The organism is Kaistia soli DSM 19436 (assembly GCF_900129325.1).
Classification (GTDB): Bacteria; Pseudomonadota; Alphaproteobacteria; order Rhizobiales; family Kaistiaceae; genus Kaistia; species Kaistia soli.
Genome location: NZ_FQUP01000005.1, coordinates 25,091 through 50,258 on the forward strand (window position 1 = coordinate 25,091; position 25,168 = coordinate 50,258).

Consider the following 25,168-nt stretch of genomic DNA (forward strand, 5'->3'; position numbering starts at 1 on the left):
GCGGCGCTGCTGGTTAGCCGGCCAGCACGGCGCGGATCTTGTCGGCCTGAGCGGCGAGGATTTCGGCGCTCTCCATTCCGCCTGCATGCGGCTTCAGGGCGATCCCGTCATAGCGCGGGATGACGTGCACATGGAGGTGGAACACGGTCTGTCCCGCGGGCGCCTCGTTTAACTGTGCGACGAAGATGCCATCGGCCGCGAAGGCCTCCTTGGCGGCGTGGGCCAGCTTCTGCACGACGGGAAACAAAGTGGCCAGCGTCTGCGGCGCAGCGTCGAGCAGGTTGCGCGAGGGCGCCTTCGGAACGACGAGGAAATGACCCGGCGACTGCGGCATCACGTCCATGAAGGCCAGCGTGTCGGTATCCTCATAGACCTTCGTCGACGGAATCTCGCCGCGCAGGATTTTCGCGAAGATATTGCTGTCGTCATAGGCGGACATGCTGCTGCTCCCATCGGATATGGAGCCTAGCCTGTAGCCGTCGCTGCCGCCGCCTTCAAGACGACGGGCGTCGGGATCGGCCTGCCGGCAAGGAAGGCGTCTACATTGGCGAGCACCATGCTTTTCAGCGTTGCATGCGCGTCAAAGGTGCCGCCGGCGATATGCGGGGCCAGGACGATGTTGTCGAGCGCGGTCAACGCGGCGGGTACGTTCGGCTCGTGTTCGAAGACATCGAGGCCGGCGGCGCCAAGCTCTCGATCCCTGAGCAACTCGGCGAGCGCCATCTCATCCAGCAGCGAACCGCGCGCGATATTGATGACGATGCCGTCCGGCCCGAGCGCGCGCATCACATCGCGCGAGACGATGTGACGATTGCCGGCGTCGGCGCGGGCCGCGACGACCAGCACATCGGCCCATTCGGCAAGGCTTTGCAGCGTCTCATGGTAGGGATAGCGGTCGTCGCCGCGGCGGCTGCGGTTGTGATAGGCGACCGTCATCTCGAAGGCTTCAGCGCGTCGGGCGATGCGCTCGCCGATCTCGCCGAGGCCGAATATGCCGAGCTTGCGACCGGAGAGGCCGTGGACCAGTGGCATGCGCGCCGCGCTGGTGCCCTGTCCGTTCCACCGTCCGTCGCGCACGAAGCGATCGGCGACCAGGATGTTGCGGCAGGCGGCGAGAAGCAGTCCCATCGCGAGATCCGCGACCGCTGAGGCGTTGCCCGACGGACTGTTGGTCACCACGATGCCGCGCTTTGCCGCCGCCGCATGATCCGTGCCCTCAAAGCCGCTGCCATAGTTGCAGATAAGGCCGAGATTGGGCAGGGCGTCGATGAGGCCGGCGCCACATTTGATGGTGCCCATGGTGATGACCACGCGAATCTCGCTCCGAACGTCGGCAGGGAGCGCGATCGACGCGTCCTGGTCATGCGGGCCGATCAGTTCCAGCCGCTCAGCCAGCGCATCGCAAAAAGCCGGCGGAAAGCGGCTGAGCAGCAGTGCGGCAGGCATCGGTCACTCCATCGGGAAGGTTTGATTGAAACTAGGCGCGGTCGGGCACCGCCGCGAGCGGCTTTGATGTCGCGGAAAGATCGATCATGCCGGCATCCACAAGCGTGCGGTGGAAGCGGCGTTTGCGCTCGGAGGGGGTCGCGACATAGCGGTCGCCGAGTTCGGCAAAGAGATCGAGGCGCGTCGCCGAGACCGCGTCGAGGGGCAGTCCCGCGGCTTTCAACGCTGCCGTTCCGAGCTGTGCGATGTCGAGGGTTTCGGGCAGGCCGGCGAAATCCGGCTCAAAATTCAGCGCCTCGATCGTGAAGAACGTCTCGAACTGACGCGGATCGTCGGGGCGGATGCCTTGGGCCTTTTCGATCGCGCGCGACATCGTGGGCTGGTGATCGCCATAGCGCGCGATCAGCATGGGACGGCCGGGATAGCGGGAGAGGAGGCTGGCGCGGAAGGCCGCGTAGCTCTCCGCCGTTTCTTTGAGACGCGCGTAATACTCCGCATAGGTCGCATCATCCAGCACTGTCCGCGCAAAGCTCCGCTCGTCTTCATATTGGCCCGGCGGCTGCAGGCGGACCTCATGTGGGCCGTGGTTGAAGTTGGTCAGAATCATCGCGAAGCGCGGCGCTGGATCACGATCCAGGGCACTGGAGAGCGCGCCTTCCGTCGCGCCGAAGAACGCGGCGTCGGAATTGGTCGCCTCGAACGCGACAAGATCGAAGGGCGGCGGGAATTCGTCCGAGAACACGCGTTCCTCGACGCCCAGCCCCGCATAGAACGGGTCGTAGTTCATGAAAGCCCGCCGACAGCTCGTGATCAGCTGGCTGCGATAGCCAAGGCTCATCAGTTCGGACGGCAAGGAATGGGCGAAGCGGCCGACGCCCTTCTTGAACAGGAAATAGGAGTCGGGCCCGAAGCTCGCCGAGGAGAGCCCGGTCAGCAGGCTGAATTCGGTCTGCCAAGAACCACCGCCATAGATATCAACGTGCAGCCTTCCGGAATGCGCTCCAGGCGGCGACAGGAAGGCGGCGATTTCAGCATCGACGGCAAGCCCATAACTCCGCGGGTCGAAGACCGATTCATGCTGGATTACGAAGATATCGGGCTTGATGCCGTGGCGCGCGGGCAGGGGCGGCAGCAGCGGCAGCGGTGTGTCGGCGACATCGAGCATGCGCAGGCCCCCCGTCGGCCACCAGCTCGCAATATCGATCAGCGACGCCATGAAGAAAGAGAAGAGACCGGTCCGGACGGTGACGTCGCGTCGCCAGCGCTCCGACCCACCGGTCGCGTAGAACGCCGACGCATAGAGCGCGATGGACAAAGCAAGGATCGCCAGCCGCTCCGAAAGGGGTAGCGGTGTGCCTGGAACAAGCAGGATCACTGCCACGGCGGCGAGGGCGAGAAGCAGGCCACCGAGGATGGTGAGGGTCGCCGTCAGGCGATATTGGCGCAGCATGAACGGGATGGTGCCGGCAAAAGTCAGGCCGAGATCGGCAACCGCCAGCTTCATGCCGCTATGGTGATGCTTGACGCCGGACGCGCCGGCGATGGTCGCGGCGAGGATGGCGGCCAGAAGCGTCGCGCGGGGCAGGTCACCGGAGAACACCATGATCAGCGCGGTCAACGCGGCGAAGGCCGCAAGCGCAAGAAGGATGCGCGCCGGTTGGCGTTCAGCGATGGCGAGGACCGCTGCGACTGCGAGCCAGAGGAGAAGTGCGTTCATTCGTCGTCGGGGTCCGCCTGATGGCTGCGCCTGTCGCTATTTAGCCAGGGTCGTCGGTTGAGCCCTGAAGGGCGTATGTTCGTCGAGAATCTCGTGCTCGGCTTCGACGGCGGCGCGCTCCCGCTGCAAATAGTCCGCCACGGCCGTTCGAAACCCTCGGTCCGCAATCCAGTGTGCGGAGCGCGTGATGACCGGTCGGTAGCCCCGGGCCAGCTTGTGCTCGCCCTGTGCACCTGCCTCGACGCGCGGCAGGCCGTGCGCGATCGCCCATTCTACCGCCTGATGGTAGCAGATCTCGAAATGAAGGAAGGGTACCTCCTCCAGCGTGCCCCAGTAGCGGCCATAGAGCGCATCCGAGCCGATGAGGTTGAGAGCCCCGGCGATGCGCTTGCTGCCGCGCTTGGCGAAGATCAGCAGGACGCGATCGGACATCGCCGCGCCGAGGAGCGAGAAAAAGCGGCGATTGAGATAGGGGCGGCCCCATTTGCGCGCGCCGGTATCGGTGTAGAAGGCGAAGAACGCATCCCACGCCGCTTCGTCGATGGCCTTGCCGGTGAGGATCTCGACCTCCAAGCCGCCCGCGAGCGCATCGCGCCGTTCGCGCCTGATGGTCTTGCGCTTGCCGGAAGAGAGAGCGTCGAGAAAATCCTGGAAGTCGCGGTAGCCCGGATTGTCGAACTGGAATTGCTGGTCGACGCGCGGCAGGAAGCCCGCGCCTTCGAGCACGGCTGCGTCGTCCTCTTCAAGAAAGGTCGCATGCACCGATGATGCGCCAATGCGCCGGCAGAGTTCGCCGAGGCCAGCGGCGAGCGTTGCCTTGGCCGAAGCGCCTGCATCGGACCGGACAAGCAGGCGGCGTCCCGTTGCGGGGGTGAAGGGAACGGAAACCTGGAGCTTTGGATAGTAGCGGCCGCCGGCCCGCTCGAAGGCATCGGCCCAACCGTGATCGAAGACATATTCGCCCATCGAATGGGTCTTCTGGTAGCACGGCACGATCGCTTCCGGCCGGCCGGCGGCATCATCGAGCACGAGGTGGCGCCCCTGCCAGCCCGAGCGGCCGACGGCACACCCCGCTTCTTCGAGGCATCGAAGAAAATCGTGTGAAATGAAGGGGTTATAGGGGATTTGTTCGGACGTAGAAGCGTCGGGCTCAGAAGTTGAATCCGCTTTTCCGTGTAAGTCCTTGAAAAACGAATCGATATCGGAGCCAAACGGCGCATCCGGATCCCAGCCCGGATTGGCGCAGGCGTCCCAGGCCTCGCGCTCGATTTCGCCGAGCGAGGACAGGACAGTCAGGCGCGCGTCAGAGGCGCTCATCGGCAGGCGACCTTCAGATGTCGAGGGAAAATCATCCGATCATCTAGGGCTCGCAACTTCAAGCGCAAGTCGCCGCTTCCGGACCGCTTTCACGCGTCGGGATCGAAGCCTTCGAAGGTGATCTGGTCTGCGACGCCGCGGGCCTTCTCGCGGTCGGCCTGCGTGCGGACCGTCCATGTGATCAGTGGCCGCCCCAGCGCCCGCACGATCGATGGTGCGAACGAGGGCAAGCCGTTCAAATCATAGGACACGAAGGTAGCGCCGACACGCGCGACATCGAGCAGGTGACGGAGCCGGAACCGCTGGCCCGTCGTCAGGAATCCCCAGTCGTTGAGGTCGGTATAGCGATCGGCCACGATGCCGCGGGGGATCGTGGGGGCAAGGCGCTTCATCGCCGCCATCGAATCCGGATCGAAGGACATCACGACGCAGGGGCCGCCATAGCCGGCAAGGATCGGCGCAACGGCGTTTTCGAGCCGGCGGTCGCCCTTGAACTCGCTCTTCAGCTCCAGCACCAGCGGAACCGACCCGGCAACGGTCTTCAGGAGTTCGTCCAGGCTCGGGATGGCATCGCTGCCGCCGCGAAAGCGCAACGCCTTCAAGGCCGCAAGGTTGAAGGCGTCGACCCGTCCGCTTGCTTCCATCAGGCGGTCGACCGTTTCGTCATGGAAGACGACGACGGCCCCATCGGCGGTCAGCTGCAGGTCGACCTCAATGGCAAAGCGGTGGGCGATGGCCGCGCGCACTGACGAAAGCGTATTCTCAATCCGGCCTTCGGAGCTCGCGTGATAGCCGCGATGGGCGATCGGGCGGGCGGTCAGCCAGGACGGTGCCATGGTCAGGCGATCTCGATGACGGCTTCGACTTCGACTGCGACGCCGAAGGGCAGCGCCGAGACGCCGACCGCCGAGCGCGCGTGCCGGCCCTTGTCGCCAAATACCTCGACCATGAAATCGGAGGCGCCGTTCACGACCTTCGGCTGATCATTGAAATCAGGGGCGGAATTGACGAAGCCAACCAGCTTGACGATGCGTCCGACCCGATCGAGATCGCCGAGCGCAGCGCGGGCCTGCGCGAGGATGTTGATGGCGCAGAGACGGGCGGCGACGCGGCCGTCATCGATATCGAGCCCGGCTCCAACCTTGCCCACATACTGGATGCCCTCCGCGCCGACCGGGATCTGCCCGGAGATGTAGAGCATGCCGTGGCTCTCGACATAGGGCACGTAATTGGCGGCCGGGGCGGCCGGCTGCGGCAACGTGATGCCGAGGGACTTCAGGCGGGCTTCGATGGCGCTGGACATGGGCTTCTCCGGTCGGATGGGCGATTAGCGACGGTTTCGCCCGAATTCGGCCGTGCTGCAAGGCAAGAACCGGTTCATCATGCCGATGGGCTCGATCGAATCGGCGTGGACTTCGCTGGAATTGCAGTTTGAAATGCCGATATGTCGCCGAGACGACGGCGGGAACGATGCTGGTCGCCACGGCCATGATGGAGTGACACGAATGGTTGCCAGCCTGAAGATGCCTGCATCTGCGCGCCGCGTTGCTGCGGCCGGCTTTCTGGCGGCTCTTCTCGCATCGACGGCGTCTGCTGATGCGGCCGTGCCGCCGGGCCCCGCGATGGTGGCCCATCGCGCTGTCTACGAGCTGACGCTGGACCAGGACAATTCGTCCGATACGGTCAGCGATGCCGAGGGCCGCATGGTCTACGACTTCGCCGGCACGCCTTGCGACGGCTACACGACGCGGCTGCGTTTCGTGACGCGGATCAGCGACGAGGACGGCAACGCGCGCCTCACGGATGTCGCGACAACGACCTTCGAAGACACGGCGGGCAAGACCTTCAATTTCTCGACGAAGAGCTATGTCGATGGGACGATCTCGGAGGATTCCTCCGGCTCGGCTGCCCGCGAGGGATCGAAGGTGGCTGTCACCATCGCGAAGCCGAAGGCGGATCACTTCACGATCGCCCCGAACTTCCAGTTCCCCAACCAGCACTTGGCCGCGATCATCGCGGCTGCCCAGCGCGGCGAGCATTTCCTGCAGGTCGATCTCTTCGACGGATCGGACCAGGGCCAGAAGTCCTATGAGACCTCGGCGGTCATCGGCGCGGAGAATTCCGGTAGCGACGAACTTGGCGACGAGGCAACGGCCAAGGGGGCCGGCCTCGCCAATATCCGCTCATGGCCGGTGACGATCAGCTATTTCAGCGGCGGCGACGACAGCGGGGAGCAAAAGCCGTCCTATGAGCTGTCGTTCATCATCTACGAGAACGGCATCACCCGGCGCATGAAGCTCGACTATGGCGACTTCGCGCTGGAAGGGAAGCTTGTGAAGCTCGATCTCGCGCCGACGCGCGTCGCCGCCAAGGCTTGCCGCTAGCGGCGTTTAGCGCGCCACCGCGAGATCCGGCCGCAGCCGCGTTACAGCGCCCACCAGTTCGTCGTAATGGCTGATCACGGCATCCGGGCCGAGTTCGGTGACGGGGATCGGCGTATAACCGAAATCAACAGCGACGACGGGGATGCCCGCCGCCTTGGCAGTGTCGATATCGGTCTTCGAATCGCCCACCATCAGGGCCGCTTCGCGCACGCCGCCGGCACGGCGGATGGTTTCGGTGAGCGCGATTGGATCGGGCTTGCGCGCCAGGAAGGTGTCGGCGCCGCAAATGGCGGCGAAACGGCTCGCAAGGTCGAGACGCCCGAGCAGGTCCACGGACAGATGCTCGAGCTTGTTGGTGCAGACGGCGAGAATCCAGCCTTCGGCAGCGAAATGATCAAGCGCCGCGATGAGGCCCGGATAGGGCCGGCTGAGATCTGCGATGTGATCCGTATAGTGAGCGATATAGTCGTCAAACATCCGGTCGACGATCGCCGCTTCGCGCGTCACCGCATTGGCCGCGAGCCCGCGCTCGATCAGGACGCGTGCGCCGTGACCAACCATCGAGACGGCGTTTTCGAAGGGGAGGGCCGTGAGGTTCTCGCGTTCCAGGATCACGTTCAAGGTTGCAACGAGATCGTGGGCAGTGTCGATCAGCGTTCCGTCGAGATCGAAGACGAGGGTGGGGCGCATGCGGCGGGCTTCCGGCTGGAGGGCGGCGGGAGCATAGCGGGCACGACGGGACGGGCAAGTGCACGCGCCGCGATGGCGCACGCCGCCGCAGCCGTTGGCGCCGCAGGTGTCGCATGCTAACACACCTCCCGCCGCGCAGGCTGCGGCGCAAGCCGGGCGGGACCGATGAGCGACAGTGACGATCTGAAGAAGCAGGCGGCGCTTGCCGCCCTCGATCATGTCGAGCCCGGCATGAAGCTCGGCATCGGCACCGGCTCGACGGCCGCCTTCTTCGTCCAGGGGCTCGGCGAGCGCGTTCGCGGCGGTCTCGACATTATCGGCGTACCGACTTCGGAGCGGACCGCCAAACTCGCGACGGCCGAAGGCATCCGCCTGACGACGCTCGACGAGACGCCGCATCTCGACCTCACCATTGATGGGGCCGACGAACTCGATCCTTCGCTGCGGCTCATCAAGGGCGGCGGCGGAGCGCTGCTGCGCGAGAAGATCGTCGCTTCGTCCTCCGACCGCATGATCGTCATCGCAGATGGCTCGAAGCTGGTCGATCAACTCGGCGCGTTCCCGCTGCCGATCGAGGTCAACCATTTCGGTCTCGGGGCGACGCTGATCGCCATCGAGGCGGCCGCGCGCCAGCTGGACCAGCCCGTGACGCTGAAGCGCCGTCTCGCAAGCGACGGCACCGCGTTCGTCACCGACGGTGGTCACGCCATCATCGATGCATCATTTGGCCTCATTCGCGAGCCAGAAGCCATGAACCTTGCCCTCGCAGCGATTCCGGGGGTGGTGGAGCATGGTCTGTTTATCGGCATTGCGACCGCCGCCGTCATCGCCCGTCCCGACGGTGTCATCTGGTTGCACGCCTAACGTCATTCGCCCTATGGGAGCCCGTTCAATGACCCTCATCCGCTCGTCCCTTCGCGCCGCCGTGCTCGCCATAGGCCTGATGGTCGGCTGTGCCGGCGTCGCGTCCGCCGAGGAGGTGACCGAGTCGCATCTCCAGGCAGCGGTTGCTGCGGTGCAGGCCGCCAAGACCTCACGGGGCTTCGACAATCTGCTGCCCCTTCTCGCACAGCAGACGCAGAACCGCCTGATCCGCATGCGTCCCGATCAGCATGTCCTCATCGGCCAGGTCGTTGATGCCGAGGCGCTCGATCTCGTGGCCCGCCGCGCCGATCTCGACAACGACGTCGCCCGTATCTGGGCGAAGTATTTCACCGAGGACGAGCTGAACGCGATCACCACCTTCTACAAGAGCCCGGCCGGCGCGAAGCTTGCCGATATCGGCCCCAAGGTCGTCGGCGAGACGCTGCAGTCGGTCAAGGGCTGGTCGGATCGCGTCGGCGAGGAGATGTTCGAAAAGTCGCGCGAAGAGCTGAAGAAGAAGGGCGTCGATCTCTAAGGCTGGCGCGACCGGCCCAGCCGGTCCTATATGAGTTGAAGCCGGCCCGCTCGTGGCCGGCTTCGTCGTCTTCAGGCGACGCTTCTTCAGGCAGAGGGCATTGAGATCATGGCGGAGTTCGACGTCGACCTTTTCGTCATCGGCGCGGGTTCTGGCGGCGTTCGCGCCGGTCGGATCGCAGCGGGCCATGGCGCCCGGGTGATGGTCGCGGAAGAGGATCGCGTCGGCGGCACCTGTGTTATCCGCGGCTGCGTGCCGAAGAAGCTCTTCGTCTATGCCTCGCGCTTCGCCGAGGATTTTGAGGATGCCGCCGGCTTTGGCTGGACGGTTGCGACGCCGACTTTTGACTGGCCGGCGCTGGTCGCCGGCAAGGACCGGCAGATCGATGCCCTCAATGCGGCCTATATCCGCAATCTCGAACGTTCGGGCGCCAAGCTCGTCGCCTCGCGCGCCACGATCGAGGATCCGCACACGGTTCGTCTGGCGGATGGAACGGTCGTCACGGCGAAGTATATTCTGGTCGCCACGGGATCGACGCCGTTCGTTGATCCCGCTTTGCCTGGCCGGGAACTCGCGATCACCTCGAACGAGGCCTTCCACCTCGAGCGCTTGCCAGAGAGGATCGTCATTGTCGGCGGTGGCTACATCGCCGTCGAGTTCGCCGGCATTTTCAACGGCCTCGGCGTCGAGACGACATTGATCCACCGCGGTAAAAAGCTGCTGCGTGGGTTTGACGACGACCTGAGGCATGGCCTCGGCGAGGCGCTCGAGAAGAAGGGCATTCGCCTCGTGCTTGGCGACAGTCCTTCGCGCATCGAGAAGGGCCCGGATGGTCTCGTCGTTCATACAGCCGCGGGTCTGGCCATCCCAGCCGGCCAAGTCATGGTCGCTACGGGACGGCGTCCCAACACGAGCGGCCTCGGGCTGGAGCAGGCCGGAGTGGAACTCGATGGCGCCGGCGCGATCTCCGTCGACGAGCGCTCGCAATCGAACGTGCCGTCGATCTATGCGGTCGGCGACGTCACCAACCGGATCAATCTGACGCCGGTGGCGATCCGCGAGGGCCATGCCTTCGCCGATACGATCTTTGGCGGACGTGACGTGGTGGTGGATCACTTCGGCGTGCCCAAGGCCGTGTTCTCGCAGCCCGAGATCGGCACGGTCGGCCTGTCTGAAGAAGAGGCGCTGGTGGAATTCACCGCGGTCGATATCTTCAAGACCAGCTTCAAGTCGTTGAAAAACGGCCTTGCCGGCCGCGACGAGCGCATGATGATGAAGCTGGTCGTCGATGCCGATAGCGGGCGCGTGCTCGGCTGCCATATCCTCGGCCATGACGCTGCCGAGATGATTCAGCTCGTCGCGATCGCCATCAAGCTTGGTGCGACCAAGGCGCAGTTCGACGCCACGATGGCGCTGCACCCGACGGCCGCCGAAGAGCTTGTGACGATGCGCGAGCCCTCGATTCGCCATCGACGCTAAGGGCTGCTCGTCTTTTTGCTTGTGAATCGGCGTTTCCGGGATCAAACAACGCCGATCGCCAACGCAAGAACGGTGCACAGACACCGCGAGTGATCCCCATGACCGCAATTGCTGCGCCCGGTCGCCGTCTGCTCGACGGAAACGACTACAAGACCCTTGCGCTGTCCGCCCTTGGCGGCGCGCTCGAGTTCTACGATTTCATCATCTTCGTCTTCTTCGTCACGGTCCTTGGCCATCTGTTCTTCCCGCCGGAGATTCCGGAATGGGTGGCGCAGCTGCAGGCCTTCGGGATCTTCGCGGCTGGCTACCTGGCGCGACCACTTGGCGGCCTCATCATGGCGCATTTCGGCGACAAGCTCGGCCGCAAGCGCATGTTCACGCTGTCGATCCTGCTGATGGCACTGTCGACGCTCGGCATCGCGGCGCTGCCGACCTATGCAACCATTGGCATTGCGGCGCCGATCCTGCTTCTGGCGATGCGCGTCCTGCAGGGCGCTGCGATCGGCGGCGAGGTTCCAGGCGCCTGGACCTTCGTGTCCGAACATGTGCCGGTGCACCGGATCGGTCTCGCCTGCGGGATTCTCACTTGCGGCCTCACCGCCGGCATCCTGCTCGGCTCGCTGATCGCGACAGCCGTCAACTATGCCTTCTCTGCGGATGATATTCTCAGCTTCGCCTGGCGTTTCCCATTCCTGCTCGGTGGCGTCTTCGGGCTTGTCGCGGTCTATCTGCGCCGCTGGCTCGAAGAAACGCCGGTCTTCAAGGAGATGAAGGCGCGCAAGCAGCTCGCCGCCGAATTGCCACTGAAGGCGGTGTTGCGCGACCACAAGTCCGCGACCGTGCTGTCGATGCTTCTGACTTGGATGCTCTCTGGCGCGATCGTCGTCGCGATCCTGATGACACCAACGCTGCTGCAAACGCTCTACAAGATCCCGGCAAAGGACGCGCTGACTGCGAATTCGATCGCGACGCTGTTCCTGACGCTTGGCTGCGTTCTCGCGGGCCTAACGGTCGACAAAGTCGGTGCCGGGCGCTTCTTCACGATCGGAAGCCTCTTCTTCGGCGCGGCGACCTATTATTTCTATTCGTCGGTCGCGTCGGATCCGGCGTCGCTCTATCCGCTGGCTGCGCTGGCCGGCTTCTCGGTCGGCGTCATCGGCGCCGTGCCCTATGTGATGGTTAAGGCGTTCCCAGCGGCCGTCAGGTTCACCGGCGTCTCGTTCGCCTACAATATCGCCTACGCGATCTTTGGCGGTCTGACGCCGCTGATGGTGACGTTGGCGCTGAAGTCCGACCCGATGGCGCATGCGCACTATCTGGCTTTCCTGTCGCTGCTCGGCGCGGGCATCGGACTGTATCTCTGGTCGAAGGACCAGCACTGAATGCGCAAGATCTGAGTGCGCAAGAAGCGGGTGGCCGGACGCACTCTGTCCGGCCATCATGACGCCATGAGCACGAGCGTCCCATTCCCCGCCGAAGCCCGCTTCTATGGCGTGATGACCACAAAGATCTTCTGCCGGCCGGACTGTCCCTCGCGGCCGCCGCGGCCGGAGAATGTGCGGTTTTTTGCCGATGCCGCAGCGGCCAAGGCGGCCGGTCTCCGGGCCTGCAAGCGCTGTTCGCCCGGACGCGAGCCGTGACGGGGTTCGCTGTTCCGCTTCCGGCGCGCTACCGCGTTGCGGACACGCTTGCCTATCATGGCCGCGATCCCCTCAGCCTCAGCGAGCGGGTCGAGGGGATGCGGTTCGAAAAGCCGCTCTGGCTGCCGGGCGGCATGGCGCTGCTCTCGCTTGAGATCAACGGCCATGCGGCAGTGGCGCGTTTCGACCGGGTCCTCGACGAGGCCGAGCGTATCGAAGCCACGCACATTGTTGAGCGTCTTCTGGGCCTTTCGAGCGATCCGGACGGTTTCGAGGCTTTGGCCGCATCGGCGAAGCTTGCCGCCGCGCGTCCCGGCCTTCGCATTCCGCTGACCGCCACCCTGTTCGAGGCGGTGTGCTGGGCTGTCATCGGCCAGCAGATCAACCTGACCTTTGCCGCGACCTTGCGACGGGAGATGATCGCGCTGGCTGGAACGCTGCACCCAGGCAGCGGTCTCCTCGCGCATCCGGAGCCGGCCGCCGTGGCGGCGCTCGATCCCGCTGATCTTGCGGCGCGTCGCTTTTCGCGTTCGAAGGCGCGCTATCTCGTCGAGACATCGGCGGCGATCGCCGCCGGCATGCCATCGCTCGAAGATCTGACGGCGGCCGGGCCGGACGCTGCCGAGGCGGCGTTGACTGCGCTCCGCGGCATCGGCCCCTGGACCGCGCGCTACATCTTGTTGCGCGGCTTCGGCTTTCCTGACGTCGCGCCTGTCGGAGATTCAGGCCTCGCGACCGGGCTAGAGCGTCTTTACGGTCTCGGCACGCGACCCGACATCGCGGAGCAGGAGGCTGCCATGCGCGCCTTCGCGCCGCATCGCAGCCTCGCCACGGCCCATCTCTGGGCGTCTCTCGAGGATCAGCCCGGCGCGAAGTCGAGGAAGCCGACGACGCTGGTGAACCGGCCCGACGCCATCGTGGCGAAATCGGTACCGCCAGCTACGGCTGGGCCAGTGAGTGGGCCCAGCGTCCAGCTGAAGCGCAGCCGGTCGCCATAGGCGTCGACTCGGCCGGTGGGTGCAAAGCTGAAGTCCGGGAACTGCGCCTGGACGGCGGCGACGAGACCCTCGATACCGGCATGTCCCTCGACCTCGGCGAGCGGATCGCCGTAGGTGGCGCCCTCGGCAAAGGTTTCGGCAACGAGCGCGCTGCGCCGTCCGGGGTCGCGCTCGTTCCACACGGCGATATAGCGTTCGGCGAGGCTAGCTGGGTCGGTCATGATGGTCTCCTTCGAGGGGGGCTGCCGGTCTGTCCGGCGGCTCGACGGGGAGACCTTGCGGCTCTAGGCGCCCTGCGTCGATTACCTCGGAGGTCATTGGAGCTTCGCGCTGATCAGACTAATTTCAGTTCCATGACAGCCACCAGCAGCCTCTCCTTCGGCGAGGAACTCCGCAATTGGCGCCTGCGCCGGCGCCTCAGCCAACTGGATCTTGCCGGCGAGGCAGATCTTTCCACGCGCCATCTTTCCTTTCTCGAAACGGGTCGGTCCCGCCCGAGCCGGGCCATGGTTCTGAAGCTCGCCGAACGGCTCGACCTGCCGCTGCGTGAGCAGAACGGCCTGCTGCTCGCGGCCGGCTTCGCGCCAGTCCATGCTGAGCGACGTCTCGACGATCCGGGTCTTGCGGCGGCCCGTGACGCGGTGCGGCGCATTGTCGAGGGCCATGATCCCTATCCCGCGCTGGCGATCGACCGCCATTGGACCATGATCGAAGCAAACGCCGCGGTGGCGAGTCTGATCGAGGGCGTCGATCCGGTCCTGTTGAGGCCGCCGGTCAATGTTCTGAGGCTTGCACTTCATCCAGCAGGCCTTGCAGCGCGCACGGTCGATTTTCTGGCATGGCGCGGACATCTTCTGGGCCGCCTGGCGCGGGAGGCCGAACTGACCGGCGACCCGCGGCTTTCGGCGCTGCATGCCGAACTGGAATCGCTTCCAGCCGGCGGGCCGCGCCGAACAGCGGCCAGCGAACCCTATGGCGGCATCGCGCTGCCATTTCGCCTCCGGGTCGGCGACATGGTGCTTTCCTTCATCACCACGACGACGGTCTTTGGCGGGCCGGCCGATGTAACCTTGTCGGAACTCGCCATCGAGGCGTTCTTTCCCGCCGACGCGGAGACCGCGGCGCGGCTGCGGGGCCTCGCCCTGGGCTGACCAGGCACGCGGTCCGGCCACGCGGCGGTGCAGCATCGCTGGTGATGGCGAGCGGGGAGGCGAGCGTGTATAACGGCCACCTTTCCGGCCGGCAGGGAAGCGCCGCATGCCGGTATGAGTGGAGCGGATCATGATCAAGACGAGCTGGACACCCGCGAGCTGGCAGCAGAAGCCGATCCAGCAAGTGCCCGATTATGCCGACAAGGCTGCGCTCGAGGCGGTGGAGGCGCGGCTTGCCACCTATCCGCCGCTCGTCTTCGCGGGCGAGGCGCGCAAGCTGAAGAAGGGTCTTGCGGCCGTTTCGCGCGGCGAAGCCTTCCTGCTGCAAGGCGGCGATTGCGCCGAGAGCTTCCTGGAGCATCACCCGGACAATATCCGCGACTTCTTCCGCGTCTTCCTGCAGATGGCGGTGGTGCTGACCTTTGCGGGCCAGATGCCGGTGGTGAAGGTCGGCCGCATCGCGGGCCAGTTCGCGAAGCCTCGCTCGGCGCCGATGGAAAAGATCGGCGATGTCGAGCTGCCATCCTATCGCGGCGACAATATCAACGGCATCGAGTTCACGCCCGAGGCGCGCAATCCTGATCCGCGCCGGATCGAGGATTCCTATCGCCAGTCGGCGGCGACGCTCAATCTGCTGCGCGCCTTCGCGCAGGGCGGCTACGCCAATCTGGAGCACGTGCACCAGTGGATGCTCGGCTTCGTCAAGGACAGCCCGCAGGGCCATCACTACCAGGAGATCGCCGATCGCATCTCCGAATCCATGGCCTTTATGCGCGCCTGCGGCATCGATCCGGAGACGGCGCCGTCGCTGCGCTCGACTGACTTCTTCACCTCACACGAAGCGCTGCTGCTCGGTTATGAGCAGGCGATGACCCGCGTCGATTCGACGACCGGCGACTGGTACGCCACATCTGGCCACATGCTGTGGATCGGCGACCGCACCCGCCAGCCGGATCATGCGCATGTCGAATATATGCGCGGCGTGAAGAACCCGATCGGCCTCAAATGCGGCCCCTCGTTGACCGGCGACGGGCTCATCGAATTGATCGACCTGCTCAATCCCGAGAACGAGCCGGGTCGGCTGACGCTGATCTGCCGCTTCGGCGCCAACAAGGTGTTCGACCACCTGCCGCAGCTCATCCGTGCCGTCGAGCGCGAGGGTCGGTCGGTCGTGTGGTCCTGCGACCCGATGCATGGCAACACGATCAAGGCCGTCACCGGCTACAAGACGCGGCCGTTCGATCTGATCCTCAAGGAAGTGAAGAGCTTCTTCGAGGTTCACGCCGGCGAGGGCACGTTCCCGGGCGGCATCCATATCGAGATGACGGGCAAGAACGTCACCGAATGCACCGGCGGCGCGCGGGCCATCACCGATGAAGATCTCTCGGACCGCTATCACACGCATTGCGATCCCCGGCTCAACGCCGACCAGTCGCTGGAGCTGGCCTTTCTCGTCGCCGAGCTCCTGAAGACCAGCCGCGTTGGTCATCAGAAGCAGGCCGTGGCGAGTGGCTTCTGAGCCCATCCATCACGGCGCCTGCCTTTGCGGCGCCATTCGCTACACGGTGACCGGCGGGCTTTCGCCCGTTGTTGCCTGCCATTGCACGATGTGCCGGCGGCAAACGGGCCATTTCTTCGCCTCGACCAATGTGGACGAAGATGACCTTGCGCTGGATGGCGTCGGCCATGTCCGCTGGTTTGCCGCCTCGGACGTCGCCGAGCGCGGCTTTTGCGGCAACTGCGGCTCCGTGCTGTTCTGGCGACGGCCTGGGTCCAGTCGGATCGCCATCGCGATGGGCGGCTTCGACAAGCCGACCGGCACCATGGTCGACCGGCACATCTTCGTCGCCGACAAGGGCGATTATTACGAGATCGCCGACGGCATTCAGCAGTTTCCGGGCGACGACTGAAGGCGCTTGCGCCGGTTAGCCTGACCGGCCAGCGGCTCCAGCATTTCGGCAGCTTCGATGGCGAGGCGTGGGTTGATCCCGTCTTCCATGCACCAGGCTGCGGAGAGACCGGCATGCGCGAAGGCGAAGCCGAGCACGCGTGCCCTCTCGATGCCGAGCGCATCGGAAACGATGGTTGCAAGCCGGAGGGCGCGCGCCGGATCGAGAACGAGCCTATCAACGTCGACCGGATTCAGGAACAGGTTCGCGACATCATAGGCCCGCTCGCCGGAAACGCCCTTCGGGTCGATGGCGAGCCAGCCGCGCGGACTGTCGAGTACGTTCTCGTGGTGCAGGTCGCCATGCAGAACCACCGTCTCGCGCGGATTGTTGATCAGGCCCCGTGCGGCGGCCCCACATCGCGGCAGAACGGGATGCGACTCGCCCGCTTCGAACAAAGCGCGGAAGCGCCGAGTCAGATTGGGGAGATTGGGCGGCGGTGTGGAGCGCGGCGCATGGAGCTGCGCCGCAACCCCTGCGATTATCCGGATGGCGCCTTCATCATCGCCGGAGGTTGCCATGCGGGTGAGCGAACGCGTTCCGATGGCGCGTTCCATCAGCACGGCATCGCCTTCGGTCGCGATGATATCCACCGCGCCGGCGCCAGCGAACCAGCCGAGCGCAGCAATGCCGGGCCCCTCATCGCTTGATGGCTTCAGCAGCTTGAGCATGGCGGGGCGGCCGGCATTCATGACCGGCAGCAAGTTGCTGGTCGGCGTCTCAATCGGCGCTCCGTCGGGCGCCAACTGCCAGCGCGCCAGATAGGGCGAGAACAGCGGGGGAGGCGCCTCCATGTCAGGCGGCGCCTGCGACGATGGCGTCCCGCCGTGGCCGCGCGATCAACAGTGCGAGCGCGGCTGCGATGATGCCGGTGACGCCTGCGATCATGAAGGCATCGAAATAGTTGCCCTGCGTCGTGCGCAGCCATCCGGCGAAGAACGCGGCAGAAGCGGCGCCGAGTTGGTGGCCGGCCGCGATCCAGCCGAACACCATCGGCGCCTTGCGATCGCCAAAGGCTTCGGTCGCGAGACGTACGGTTGGCGGCACGGTCGCTATCCAGTCGAGGCCATAGAACACGACAAAGAATGACAGGCTGTAGAAGGAAAAGTCGGAGAAGGGCAGGTAGAAGAGCGATAGGCCGCGGAGCGCATAATAGGCGAAGAGCAGCTTGCGCGGATCGACACGGTCGGTGAGCCAGCCTGAGGCCGTGGTGCCGATAAGGTCGAACAGGCCCATCATCGCCAGCATGCTCGCCGCCTGCACCTCCGGAATGCCCATATCGGCGCAGAACGAGATCATATGCGTGCCGACGAGCCCATTGGTCGTGAAGCCGCAGATGAAGAAGGTGGCGAAGAGATACCAGAATGTCCGCGTGCGCGCGGCTTCCACCAGCGCATTGATGGCGTTCCTGAACGGATTTCCGAGATGCAGCGCGGCGGGCGTTTCCGCGCCGGTGGCGCCATAGGGCATGACGCCGATCGAGCGTGGGGTTTCCGGAACGAGCAACAGCACGACCGGTATCAGCACCGCCATGAAGATCGAGATCGTCAGCACAATCGCCTGCCAGCCGCCCCATTCCGAAAGGGCGGCGAGGCCGGGCAGGAAGATCAGCGTTCCCGTCGCGGTTGAGGCGGAAAAGAGGCCCATCATCAGGCCGCGATTGGTGACGAACCAGCGGTTGACGATCGTCGCGCCCATGACAAGCGCGACCGCGCCCGAACCGATGCCCGACAGCACGCCCCAGGTGGCGATGAATTGCCAGGGCTCCGACATCAGGGCGCTAAGCCCGGTCGAGGCCGACATCAAGATGAGCGCGCAGACGAGCGTTCGCCGGACGCCGAAGGTCTGCATCAGGGCGGCGGCGAAAGGTCCGGCTAGGCCGTAGAGGAAGATGCCGACCGCGGCGCCGGCGGAAATGGTCGCCTTGTCCCAGCCGAAGGCCGATTGCAGCGGCAGCATCATCACGCCCGGCGCGGCGCGCAGCCCCGCTGCCGAGAGCAGCGCCAGGAAGATGACGCCTGCAACGATAAAGGCATAGTTCTGGCCGAAGGGCCGCCGCGTTATTGTCTGCATGGGACTCACCGATCGGATGTCAGGCCTTGATGATACGTACCGGTCTGTTACATATCAAGGGGGCATTGTCAGTCGGAGATCGCAGCAGGCCATGAGTTCGGACAGACCAGATGTGACGGCGAAACCGCGCGCGGCCGAGAAGATTCTCAATGCTGCCCGGGACCTCTTCTACCGCGAGGGCATCCGCGCCGTCGGCGTCGACGAGATCGTGGAGACTGCCGGCGTCACCAAGCCGAGCCTCTATCGCAGTTTCCCCTCCAAGGACGAACTCGCGGCCGCCTATCTGCGTGATTACGAGATCGGATTCTGGAGCCGGTTTGAAACGGCACTGGCGCGTCACCCTGGCGATCCGCGCGCCGGCATCGTCGCCTATTTTTCTGGCGTCAGCCAGCGTCAAGCGCTGACCAACTATCGCGGCTGTGCGCTGACAAATGCCGCGGTCGAGTTCCCAGAGCCGGGGTCGCCGGCGCGTCTCGTCAGCGAAGCCAACAAGCGAGCGCTCCGCGCGCGTCTGGAGCTGCTTGCAGGAGACATGGGCGCAGACGATCCGGCTCTGCTAGCCGATGGTCTGCTGATGCTGTTTGAGGGCGCCAATGCGTCTGGCCAGATTTTCGGAGTCGGCGGACCGGTGCGCTCACTGGCCGTCGTCGCCGATCGTCTGATCGGGGCAAGCGTCAGGCGCTGAGCGTACCGATTGCGCGCCGGCGACGCGCGGGCTACATCGCCTCGCATGACACAGAACCCCGTCATCGTCCGCTTCGCGCCGTCGCCAACCGGCTTTCTGCATATCGGCAATGCGCGGCCGGCGCTGTTCAACGCGCTGTTCGCCCTTCGGCATGGCGGCCAATTTGTGCTGCGGCTCGACGATACCGATCGCGAGCGTTCCGAGGAGCGCTTTGCCGAGGCGATCCGGCGCGATATCGCCTGGCTCGGAATCCGGCCGGACCGGTTCGAGCGTCAGTCGGACCGCTTCGCTGCCTATGAGGCGGCGGCCGAGGCGTTGAAGCGCTCGGGGCGGCTCTATCCGGCCTATGAGACATCCGACGAACTCGATCGTCGCCGCAAGCGCCAGATGGCGCGCGGCTTGCCGCCGATCTATGACCGGGCGGCGCTCCGCCTCACCGACGCCGAAAAGGCTGCGTTCGAAGCCGAAGGACGGCAGCCGCACTGGCGCTTCCGGCTGGACGATGCAGCGCCGCATGTGCAGTGGGACGATCTGGTCCGCGGGCCCGAAAGCGTCGATATCGGCTCGCAGTCGGATCCTGTGCTGATCCGCGGCGACGGAACCTTTCTCTACACGCTGCCTTCGGTCGTCGATGACATCGATTTCGGCGTCACGCATATCATTCGCGGCGATGATCACGTCACCAATACCGGCGTGCAGATCCAGCTGTTCCAGGCGCTCGGCGGCGTGGTACCAAGCTTCGGCCATATCAATCTGCTGACCACGGCGAGCGGCGAGGGGCTCTCCAAGCGGACCGGTGCGCTTTCCCTCGCCTCGTTGAACGAGGCCGGCTACGAGCCGATGGCTGTCGCCTCGCTGGCCGTCCTGATCGGGACCTCCGCGCCGGTCGAGCCCGCAGCTGATCTCGAGGCGCTCTCCCGGCTGGTCGACCTCTCGATGATCTCGAAGGGGCCGGCGAAGTTCGATCCCTCCGATCTCGACGGGCTGAACGCTCGCCTGATCCATGGGCTGCCCTTCGAGGCGGTCGCGGACCGGCTCGGCGCGCTCGGCATCAGCGGGAGCGCCGCGTTCTGGGAGGCCGTGAAGGGGAACCTCGTGCGCTTGCAGGATGCAGCGGACTGGTGGCGGGTGGTCACGGGACCGATTTCACCGACGCCGATCGCGCCCGAGGAAGTCGCCTTCATCGCCGCGGCCGAGGCATCGCTCCCAGAAGAGCCCTTCGACGCGGGAACCTGGAAACTTTGGACCGATCGGCTGAAGGCCGAGACAGGCCGCAAGGGCAAGGCGCTCTTCCTGCCGCTTCGCCGCGCACTGACCGGCCTCGATCACGGGCCGGAGCTCGCGGCGCTGCTGCCGCTTATTGGGCGTAGTAATACGATGGACCGACTCGCCGCACAGCGCCTGGTGCCGGAAGCGTGAGCGTCGCGACGGGCGTTTCGGCGCTCGTCCGGCCGGTTTCGTCGGCGTCGGGCCGCGTGTCGACGGCCGGCGCGGGGAGCGTTGCGGTCGGAGACGTCATGGCGTTGCCGAACGCGCCGTCACCGATCGGGCTGTAGTTCCCGGCGACCGGGTCGAGCGCCGCCGGCTTGCCGCAGGCGCAGCTCGGATTGAAGCTCGTGCGATAGGCAAAGGCCGTCGGCAGGTCGGCGTAGCGCGACTGATCGACGGTCGAGAGAGCCCGGGTCGCATCCTGGCCCGGGTTGCGATGAGCATAGAGCGCGACGTCGGTGCCGGGGCACAATTGATGGCACGCCTGCTCGTCGGCGGCGAAATTCGCCTTGCTGGTCGAATAGCTGATCGGGAAATAATAGCCGTCGCAGGTCCGGACGCACAGCGTCCGGTATGTGCCGCGACCAAAGCCGGTATCGTAACCGCCGCCGTCTGAACGGGAACTGTCGCGGGTTACGGGCGCGGCCGGCACGACGGCCACGTTCGGCTGAGGCGGCTGGTTGTTATCGGGGTTGAAGAGGCGCTGCAGGAAACTGCGCTGTGGTTGCTGCGCCACATAGCTCGCATATTGCGGTCCGCAATCATTGGCGCCGAGCTGGCGCAGGATCGCATCGCGATTGCCGACCGGCGCTTGGCGCATGCCGCCGATCCGCGATCCACGGTCGAGCTTGGCGAGGTTGGCTTTCATCTTGCCGATCGATGCGACGAGCGCCTGGCACTGCGCCGATCCGGATTGATCCTTGGTTAGGAATGCAGCGCCAAAACAGCCGCTGCGGCGGGCCTGGCTTTCCGCCGACGCGATCGCCTGGCGCTGACGGCTTGCCGCGTCGCCGAAAGCCGCAGCGCGGCCGCCGCCCTGCTGCGCGGCTGCAAGCTGCGCTTCGAGCGAACGGCATACGGTCGACGCTGCTTCCGCCGCCCCGCCGAAGCCGAGCAGGACCACCGCCGCAATGGCGACACGCGAAAGCTTACTCCGAACACACATCTTCCGGTCTCTTCGGCGGCTTGGCAAATCGTCGACTTGATCAGTCTCTCTTAGCATATCGGCAGCGCAGGGTCACTCATGTGACGGGGATCACCAACAGGAACCTCGCCAAAACCAATCATTCATGCCGCTAATAGCAGCGATCGCAATGTTTCGATGGTCATTTCACGGGCAATGTGCCTAATGGGCGGCCAACGGCGCCGCGCGCCGCTTTTTTCATTTCCGAGATCGCCATGCCCGTCCAAGCCGCCACCCTCGAGCGGGAGAACCTGCTTCACCCCTGGATCGTGGAAGCGCGCGCGACGATTTCGCTGTCGCTGCCACTGATCCTCACCAATCTGGCGCAGACGGTCATCAACGCGACGGATATCATTTTCATCGGCTGGCTCGGCTCGCGCATGCTGGCCGCCGGCGCGCTTGGCACCAATCTCTATTTCGCCATGCTGATCTTTGGCATCGGCATGATCTCCGCCGTCTCGCCGATGATTGCCAAAAAGCTCGGCGAGCGGCGCCATTCTGTGCGCGCCGTGCGCAATATCGTCCGCCAAGGCTTCTGGCTCGCGCTGGCGATCTCCGTTCCCTTCTGGATTCTGCTGTGGCACAGCGAGGCCATTCTGATCGCCATCGGCCAGGAGCCGGAACTTGCGGCGATCGCCGGCCATTACATGCGTGGCCTGCAATGGGCGATGCTGCCCTTCCTCGGCTATCTGGTCCTGCGCTCCTTCGTCGTCGCGCTCGAACAGCCTTTCTGGTCGCTGGTCATCGGCATCATCGGCCTTGCGGTGAATGCGCTCGCCGTCTGGGTGCTGGTATTCGGCAAATTCGGCCTGCCGGCACTCGGTATCGTCGGCGCCGGCATCGGCTCGACCATCTCGGCGGTGGCGATGTTCGCCGGCATGGCGGTGGTCTGCGTGGTCCATCCCCGGTTCCGGCGCTACCATGTCTTTGGCTATTTCTGGCGGCCCGACCTTCGCGAATTCCTGAAGCTGGCAGCGCTTGGCCTGCCGATCGGCGTTGCCGTCGGCCTCGAAGTCACGGTGTTCAACGCGGCGGTGTTCCTGATGGGTCTCATCGGCGCCACAGAGGTGGCGGCCCATGCGATCGCGATCCAGTTCGCAGCGCTCTGCTTCATGGTGCCGCTCGGCTTCTCGCAGGCGGCGACGGTTCGCGTCGGCTATGCCTATGGCGCGCGCGACCGCGACGCGATCCGCAGGGCAGGCTGGACGCCCTTCGCGCTTGGCATCGCCTTCATGTGCTGCACAGCGCTGGTTATCCTCGCCATTCCCGAGACGCTCGCCGGTATCTTCCTCGATCGCGGCGACGTCGCGAACGCCGAGGTCGTCCGACTGACCGTCTCGTTCCTGTTCATCGCCGCGCTGTTCCAGGTCTTTGATGGAGCGCAGGTAATCGCCGGCGGCATGCTGCGTGGTCTGCATGATGCACGGGTTCCGATGCTCTATGCTGCGCTCGGCTATTGGGGCGTTGGCCTCGGCACCAGCGTCACCCTCGGCTTCGGGCTCGGCTATGGCGGCATCGGCATCTGGATCGGGCTGGCCTGCGGTCTTGCCGCGACCTCGACCATGCTGGTGGTCCGCTGGATGCGGCGCGGGCGGCTCGGGCTCGAAGGCGTCGCCGCCTGAGCATTGCCCTCGCAAGTGCGGGCGCTGCCACCCTATATAGCGCTCGGCCCCTCGCGACGGAGATATCCATGCGCCGCTCGATTGCTGCTGTTCTCATGATTTCGGCTGCCTGCGCCTTCGCGGCGCCGGCGCTAGCCGACGGTCCGGACCTCATCTTCAAAGAGTCGACCACGTTCAAATGGGTCACTCCGAACGACAAGATCGCCGTCTACGGCATCGATGATCCGGAAGTTGACGGCGTCGCCTGCCATTTCGCGGCGGCGGAAAAGGGCGGCGTCTCGGGCATGCTGGGGCTGGCTGAGGAGACGTCTGACATCTCGCTCGCCTGCCGTCAGGTCGGTCCGATTTCGTTCAAGGAGAAGATCGGCCAGGGCGATGAGATGTTCCGCCAGCGCCGCTCGTTCTGGTTCAAGAAAATGCAGATCGTGCGCGGGTGCGATCCGAAGCGGAATGTTCTGGTTTATCTCGTTTATTCCGACAAGCTGGTCGATGGCAGCCCGAAGAATTCGATCTCCAGCGTCCCGATCATGCCCTGGGGCGACAAGCCAGCCGCCCAGTGCAAGGATTTCATCAACTGAGGCGGTCGAGGGGCTAGCACGCGCGGCCGCTCTCTTGCGATCGGGCGAGAGAAGCACTAACCCGGAAACCGACAGGATCCCCGAAGGACGTTGCCCATGAACGCCATTGCCCGCCCCGCCGACCCGAAGAAGCTGATCCGGGGTGCGACCGGCGACTGGGAGGTCGTGATCGGCCTCGAAGTGCATGCGCAGGTGCTGTCGAATTCGAAGCTGTTCTCGGGGTCCTCGACCGAGTTCGGCGGCGCGCCGAACTCGCATGTCAGCCTCGTTGACGCCGCGATGCCGGGCATGCTGCCGGTGATCAATCGCGAATGCGTGGCGCAGGCCGTGCGCACCGGGCTCGGCCTCAAGGCGGCGATCAACACGCGCAGCGTTTTCGATCGCAAGAACTATTTCTATCCAGACCTGCCGCAGGGCTATCAGATCTCGCAGTATAAGCAGCCGATCGTTGGCGAGGGTGAAATCACGATCGATCTCGATGGCGGCGAAAGCGTCAGTGTCGGCATTGAGCGGCTGCATCTGGAACAGGACGCCGGCAAGTCGCTGCATGACCAGCATCCGACCATGAGCTTCGTCGACCTCAATCGCTCGGGTGTCGCGCTGATGGAGATCGTGTCGAAGCCGGATCTGCGCTCGGCCGACGAGGCCAAGGCCTATCTCACCAAGCTGCGCACAATCATGCGCTATCTCGGCACCTGCGACGGCAACATGGACGAAGGCTCGATGCGCGCCGACGTCAATGTTTCCGTTCGTCGTCCGGGCGAGCCGTTCGGAACGCGCTGCGAGATTAAGAACGTCAATTCGATCCGCTTCGTCGGCCAGGCCGTCGACTATGAAGCGCGCCGCCAGATCGCGATTATCGAGGACGGCGGCGTGATCGAGCAGCAGACGCGGCTTTTCGACGCCAACAAGGGCGAGACGCGGTCGATGCGCTCAAAGGAAGAAGCGCATGACTATCGCTATTTCCCCGATCCGGACCTCCTGCCGCTGGTGCTCGACGAGGCCTGGATAGAAGGTCTCGCCGCAGCTCTTCCGGAGCTGCCCGACGCCCGCAAGGCGCGCTTCATCGCCGATTATGGGCTTTCGCCCTATGATGCCGGTGTGCTGGTGCTTGAGAAGGATACGGCCGAATTCTACGAGGCGGTCGCCAAGGGCCGCGATGCCAAGGCTGCCGCCAATTGGGTCACGCAGGAACTTGCCGCCCGCCTGAACAAGGACGGCCTCGATATCGCCAGCAGCCCGGTTTCGGCCGCTCAGCTCGGTGCGATCATCGACCTGATCACCGACGGCACCATCTCCGGCAAGATCGCCAAGGATCTCTTCGAGATCATCTGGTCGGAGGGCGGCGATCCCAAGGCGATCGTCGAGGCGCGCGGGCTGAAGCAGGTCACCGACACAGGCGCGATCGAGAAAGTGGTCGATGACATCATCGCCGCCAATCCCGACAAGGTCGAACAGGTGAAACTGAAGCCGACGCTTGCCGGCTGGTTCGTCGGCCAGATCATGAAGGCATCCGGCGGCAAGGCGAATCCGCAGGCCGTGAACGAGATCCTGAAGCGGAAGCTCGGCCTGGAGTGACGCGGGCAGG

General features: G+C 65.0%; 25 protein-coding genes and 1 pseudogene. 15 read left to right on the top strand and 11 right to left on the bottom strand.

What is annotated here, in order from left to right; all coding sequences use genetic code 11:
• Nucleotides 1-13: 13 nt before the first annotated feature.
• From BUB39_RS19680 to BUB39_RS19705, 6 genes are all read right to left on the bottom strand, one after another.
• Nucleotides 14-439: an HIT family protein gene (locus BUB39_RS19680; protein ID WP_073057108.1), complete on the bottom strand. Its 426-nt coding sequence runs from the start codon at nucleotides 437-439 to the stop codon at nucleotides 14-16.
• Between the two features lie 26 nt (nucleotides 440-465).
• A complete protein-coding gene (locus BUB39_RS19685; RefSeq protein ID WP_073057111.1) occupies nucleotides 466-1,446 on the bottom strand; it encodes a 2-hydroxyacid dehydrogenase in 981 nt (326 codons plus the stop codon).
• A 31-nt stretch (nucleotides 1,447-1,477) separates the two neighbouring features.
• Entirely contained in the window at nucleotides 1,478-3,163 is a 1,686-nt protein-coding gene (locus BUB39_RS19690; RefSeq protein WP_073057115.1) for a sulfatase-like hydrolase/transferase, read from the bottom strand.
• A gap of 36 nt (nucleotides 3,164-3,199) precedes the next feature.
• The gene (locus BUB39_RS19695; RefSeq protein WP_073057118.1) at nucleotides 3,200-4,480 is read right to left on the bottom strand and encodes a GNAT family N-acetyltransferase; all 1,281 of its coding nucleotides are present in this window, start codon (nucleotides 4,478-4,480) and stop codon (nucleotides 3,200-3,202) included.
• An 89-nt stretch (nucleotides 4,481-4,569) separates the two neighbouring features.
• Nucleotides 4,570-5,316, bottom strand: coding sequence for a glycerophosphodiester phosphodiesterase family protein (locus tag BUB39_RS19700; RefSeq protein ID WP_073057123.1), 747 nt, complete (start codon nucleotides 5,314-5,316; stop codon nucleotides 4,570-4,572).
• A gap of 2 nt (nucleotides 5,317-5,318) precedes the next feature.
• On the bottom strand, nucleotides 5,319-5,783 hold the full coding sequence (locus tag BUB39_RS19705; RefSeq protein WP_073057126.1) for a RidA family protein: 465 nt from the start codon (nucleotides 5,781-5,783) through the stop codon (nucleotides 5,319-5,321).
• 202 nt (nucleotides 5,784-5,985) lie between these two features.
• On the opposite strand from BUB39_RS19705, the gene BUB39_RS19710 reads away from it, so the two are divergent.
• Entirely contained in the window at nucleotides 5,986-6,864 is an 879-nt protein-coding gene (locus BUB39_RS19710) for a cell envelope integrity EipB family protein (protein WP_175561910.1), read from the top strand.
• A 6-nt stretch (nucleotides 6,865-6,870) separates the two neighbouring features.
• Here BUB39_RS19710 and BUB39_RS19715 read toward each other — a convergent pair whose 3' ends face one another.
• Nucleotides 6,871-7,554, bottom strand: a complete 684-nt coding sequence (locus BUB39_RS19715) for an HAD-IA family hydrolase (RefSeq protein WP_073057129.1) — start codon at nucleotides 7,552-7,554, stop codon at nucleotides 6,871-6,873.
• Between the two features lie 165 nt (nucleotides 7,555-7,719).
• On the opposite strand from BUB39_RS19715, the gene rpiA reads away from it, so the two are divergent.
• The 6 genes and pseudogenes from rpiA to BUB39_RS25890 all read left to right on the top strand — a co-directional run.
• The gene (rpiA, locus tag BUB39_RS19720) at nucleotides 7,720-8,418 is read left to right on the top strand and encodes a ribose-5-phosphate isomerase RpiA (protein ID WP_073057132.1); all 699 of its coding nucleotides are present in this window, start codon (nucleotides 7,720-7,722) and stop codon (nucleotides 8,416-8,418) included.
• 28 nt (nucleotides 8,419-8,446) lie between these two features.
• Nucleotides 8,447-8,953: a DUF2059 domain-containing protein gene (locus BUB39_RS19725; RefSeq protein ID WP_073057136.1), complete on the top strand. Its 507-nt coding sequence runs from the start codon at nucleotides 8,447-8,449 to the stop codon at nucleotides 8,951-8,953.
• Nucleotides 8,954-9,061: 108 nt separating this feature from the next.
• Complete coding sequence (gene gor, locus BUB39_RS19730; protein ID WP_073057139.1) at nucleotides 9,062-10,432, top strand: glutathione-disulfide reductase; 1,371 nt, start codon at nucleotides 9,062-9,064, stop codon at nucleotides 10,430-10,432.
• A 98-nt stretch (nucleotides 10,433-10,530) separates the two neighbouring features.
• The gene (locus BUB39_RS19735; protein ID WP_073057142.1) at nucleotides 10,531-11,814 is read left to right on the top strand and encodes an MFS transporter; all 1,284 of its coding nucleotides are present in this window, start codon (nucleotides 10,531-10,533) and stop codon (nucleotides 11,812-11,814) included.
• 66 nt (nucleotides 11,815-11,880) lie between these two features.
• On the top strand, nucleotides 11,881-12,072 hold the full coding sequence (locus tag BUB39_RS19740) for an Ada metal-binding domain-containing protein (RefSeq protein ID WP_084527768.1): 192 nt from the start codon (nucleotides 11,881-11,883) through the stop codon (nucleotides 12,070-12,072).
• Between the two features lie 134 nt (nucleotides 12,073-12,206).
• Nucleotides 12,207-12,854: pseudogene (locus BUB39_RS25890) on the top strand (DNA-3-methyladenine glycosylase family protein); the annotation flags it as partial.
• A gap of 77 nt (nucleotides 12,855-12,931) precedes the next feature.
• Here BUB39_RS25890 and BUB39_RS19750 read toward each other — a convergent pair.
• Nucleotides 12,932-13,291: a nuclear transport factor 2 family protein gene (locus BUB39_RS19750; RefSeq protein WP_073057148.1), complete on the bottom strand. Its 360-nt coding sequence runs from the start codon at nucleotides 13,289-13,291 to the stop codon at nucleotides 12,932-12,934.
• Between the two features lie 132 nt (nucleotides 13,292-13,423).
• On the opposite strand from BUB39_RS19750, the gene BUB39_RS19755 reads away from it, so the two are divergent.
• The 3 genes from BUB39_RS19755 (at nucleotide 13,424) to BUB39_RS19765 (ending at nucleotide 16,131) form a co-directional block, all read left to right on the top strand.
• Entirely contained in the window at nucleotides 13,424-14,221 is a 798-nt protein-coding gene (locus tag BUB39_RS19755; protein ID WP_073057150.1) for a helix-turn-helix transcriptional regulator, read from the top strand.
• A gap of 130 nt (nucleotides 14,222-14,351) precedes the next feature.
• The gene (locus BUB39_RS19760; protein WP_073057153.1) at nucleotides 14,352-15,740 is read left to right on the top strand and encodes a class II 3-deoxy-7-phosphoheptulonate synthase; all 1,389 of its coding nucleotides are present in this window, start codon (nucleotides 14,352-14,354) and stop codon (nucleotides 15,738-15,740) included.
• Entirely contained in the window at nucleotides 15,730-16,131 is a 402-nt protein-coding gene (locus tag BUB39_RS19765; RefSeq protein WP_244540317.1) for a GFA family protein, read from the top strand. The genes BUB39_RS19760 and BUB39_RS19765 overlap by 11 nt, the downstream gene beginning before the upstream one ends.
• Here the strand turns inward: BUB39_RS19765 and BUB39_RS19770 are convergent.
• Together BUB39_RS19770 and BUB39_RS19775 are read right to left on the bottom strand one after the other, a co-directional pair.
• On the bottom strand, nucleotides 16,107-16,964 hold the full coding sequence (locus BUB39_RS19770; protein ID WP_073057156.1) for an aminoglycoside phosphotransferase family protein: 858 nt from the start codon (nucleotides 16,962-16,964) through the stop codon (nucleotides 16,107-16,109). The two genes, BUB39_RS19765 and BUB39_RS19770, sit on opposite strands and share 25 nt — an antisense overlap.
• A 1-nt stretch (nucleotide 16,965) precedes the next feature.
• Nucleotides 16,966-18,243, bottom strand: coding sequence for an MFS transporter (locus BUB39_RS19775; protein ID WP_073057158.1), 1,278 nt, complete (start codon nucleotides 18,241-18,243; stop codon nucleotides 16,966-16,968).
• A gap of 91 nt (nucleotides 18,244-18,334) precedes the next feature.
• On the opposite strand from BUB39_RS19775, the gene BUB39_RS19780 reads away from it, so the two are divergent.
• Together BUB39_RS19780 and BUB39_RS19785 are read left to right on the top strand one after the other, a co-directional pair.
• Nucleotides 18,335-18,928 (top strand): TetR/AcrR family transcriptional regulator, encoded by a 594-nt coding sequence (locus BUB39_RS19780; RefSeq protein WP_073057161.1) that lies wholly within the window; start codon nucleotides 18,335-18,337, stop codon nucleotides 18,926-18,928.
• 45 nt (nucleotides 18,929-18,973) lie between these two features.
• Entirely contained in the window at nucleotides 18,974-20,347 is a 1,374-nt protein-coding gene (locus BUB39_RS19785) for a glutamate--tRNA ligase (protein ID WP_073057165.1), read from the top strand.
• On the opposite strand, the gene BUB39_RS19790 is transcribed toward BUB39_RS19785, so the two are convergent.
• Nucleotides 20,286-21,362, bottom strand: a complete 1,077-nt coding sequence (locus BUB39_RS19790) for a DUF2865 domain-containing protein (RefSeq protein WP_073057167.1) — start codon at nucleotides 21,360-21,362, stop codon at nucleotides 20,286-20,288. The genes BUB39_RS19785 and BUB39_RS19790 overlap by 62 nt on opposite strands.
• A 233-nt stretch (nucleotides 21,363-21,595) precedes the next feature.
• Here BUB39_RS19790 and BUB39_RS19795 point away from each other — a divergent pair, with 233 nt between their 5' ends.
• The 3 genes from BUB39_RS19795 (at nucleotide 21,596) to gatB (ending at nucleotide 25,158) form a co-directional block, all read left to right on the top strand.
• Nucleotides 21,596-23,002, top strand: coding sequence for an MATE family efflux transporter (locus tag BUB39_RS19795; RefSeq protein ID WP_073057170.1), 1,407 nt, complete (start codon nucleotides 21,596-21,598; stop codon nucleotides 23,000-23,002).
• Between the two features lie 95 nt (nucleotides 23,003-23,097).
• The gene (locus BUB39_RS19800; RefSeq protein WP_425292925.1) at nucleotides 23,098-23,580 is read left to right on the top strand and encodes a CreA family protein; all 483 of its coding nucleotides are present in this window, start codon (nucleotides 23,098-23,100) and stop codon (nucleotides 23,578-23,580) included.
• A gap of 96 nt (nucleotides 23,581-23,676) precedes the next feature.
• Nucleotides 23,677-25,158 (top strand): Asp-tRNA(Asn)/Glu-tRNA(Gln) amidotransferase subunit GatB, encoded by a 1,482-nt coding sequence (gene gatB / locus BUB39_RS19805; protein ID WP_073057176.1) that lies wholly within the window; start codon nucleotides 23,677-23,679, stop codon nucleotides 25,156-25,158.
• The last annotated feature ends 10 nt before the right edge of the window (nucleotides 25,159-25,168 follow it).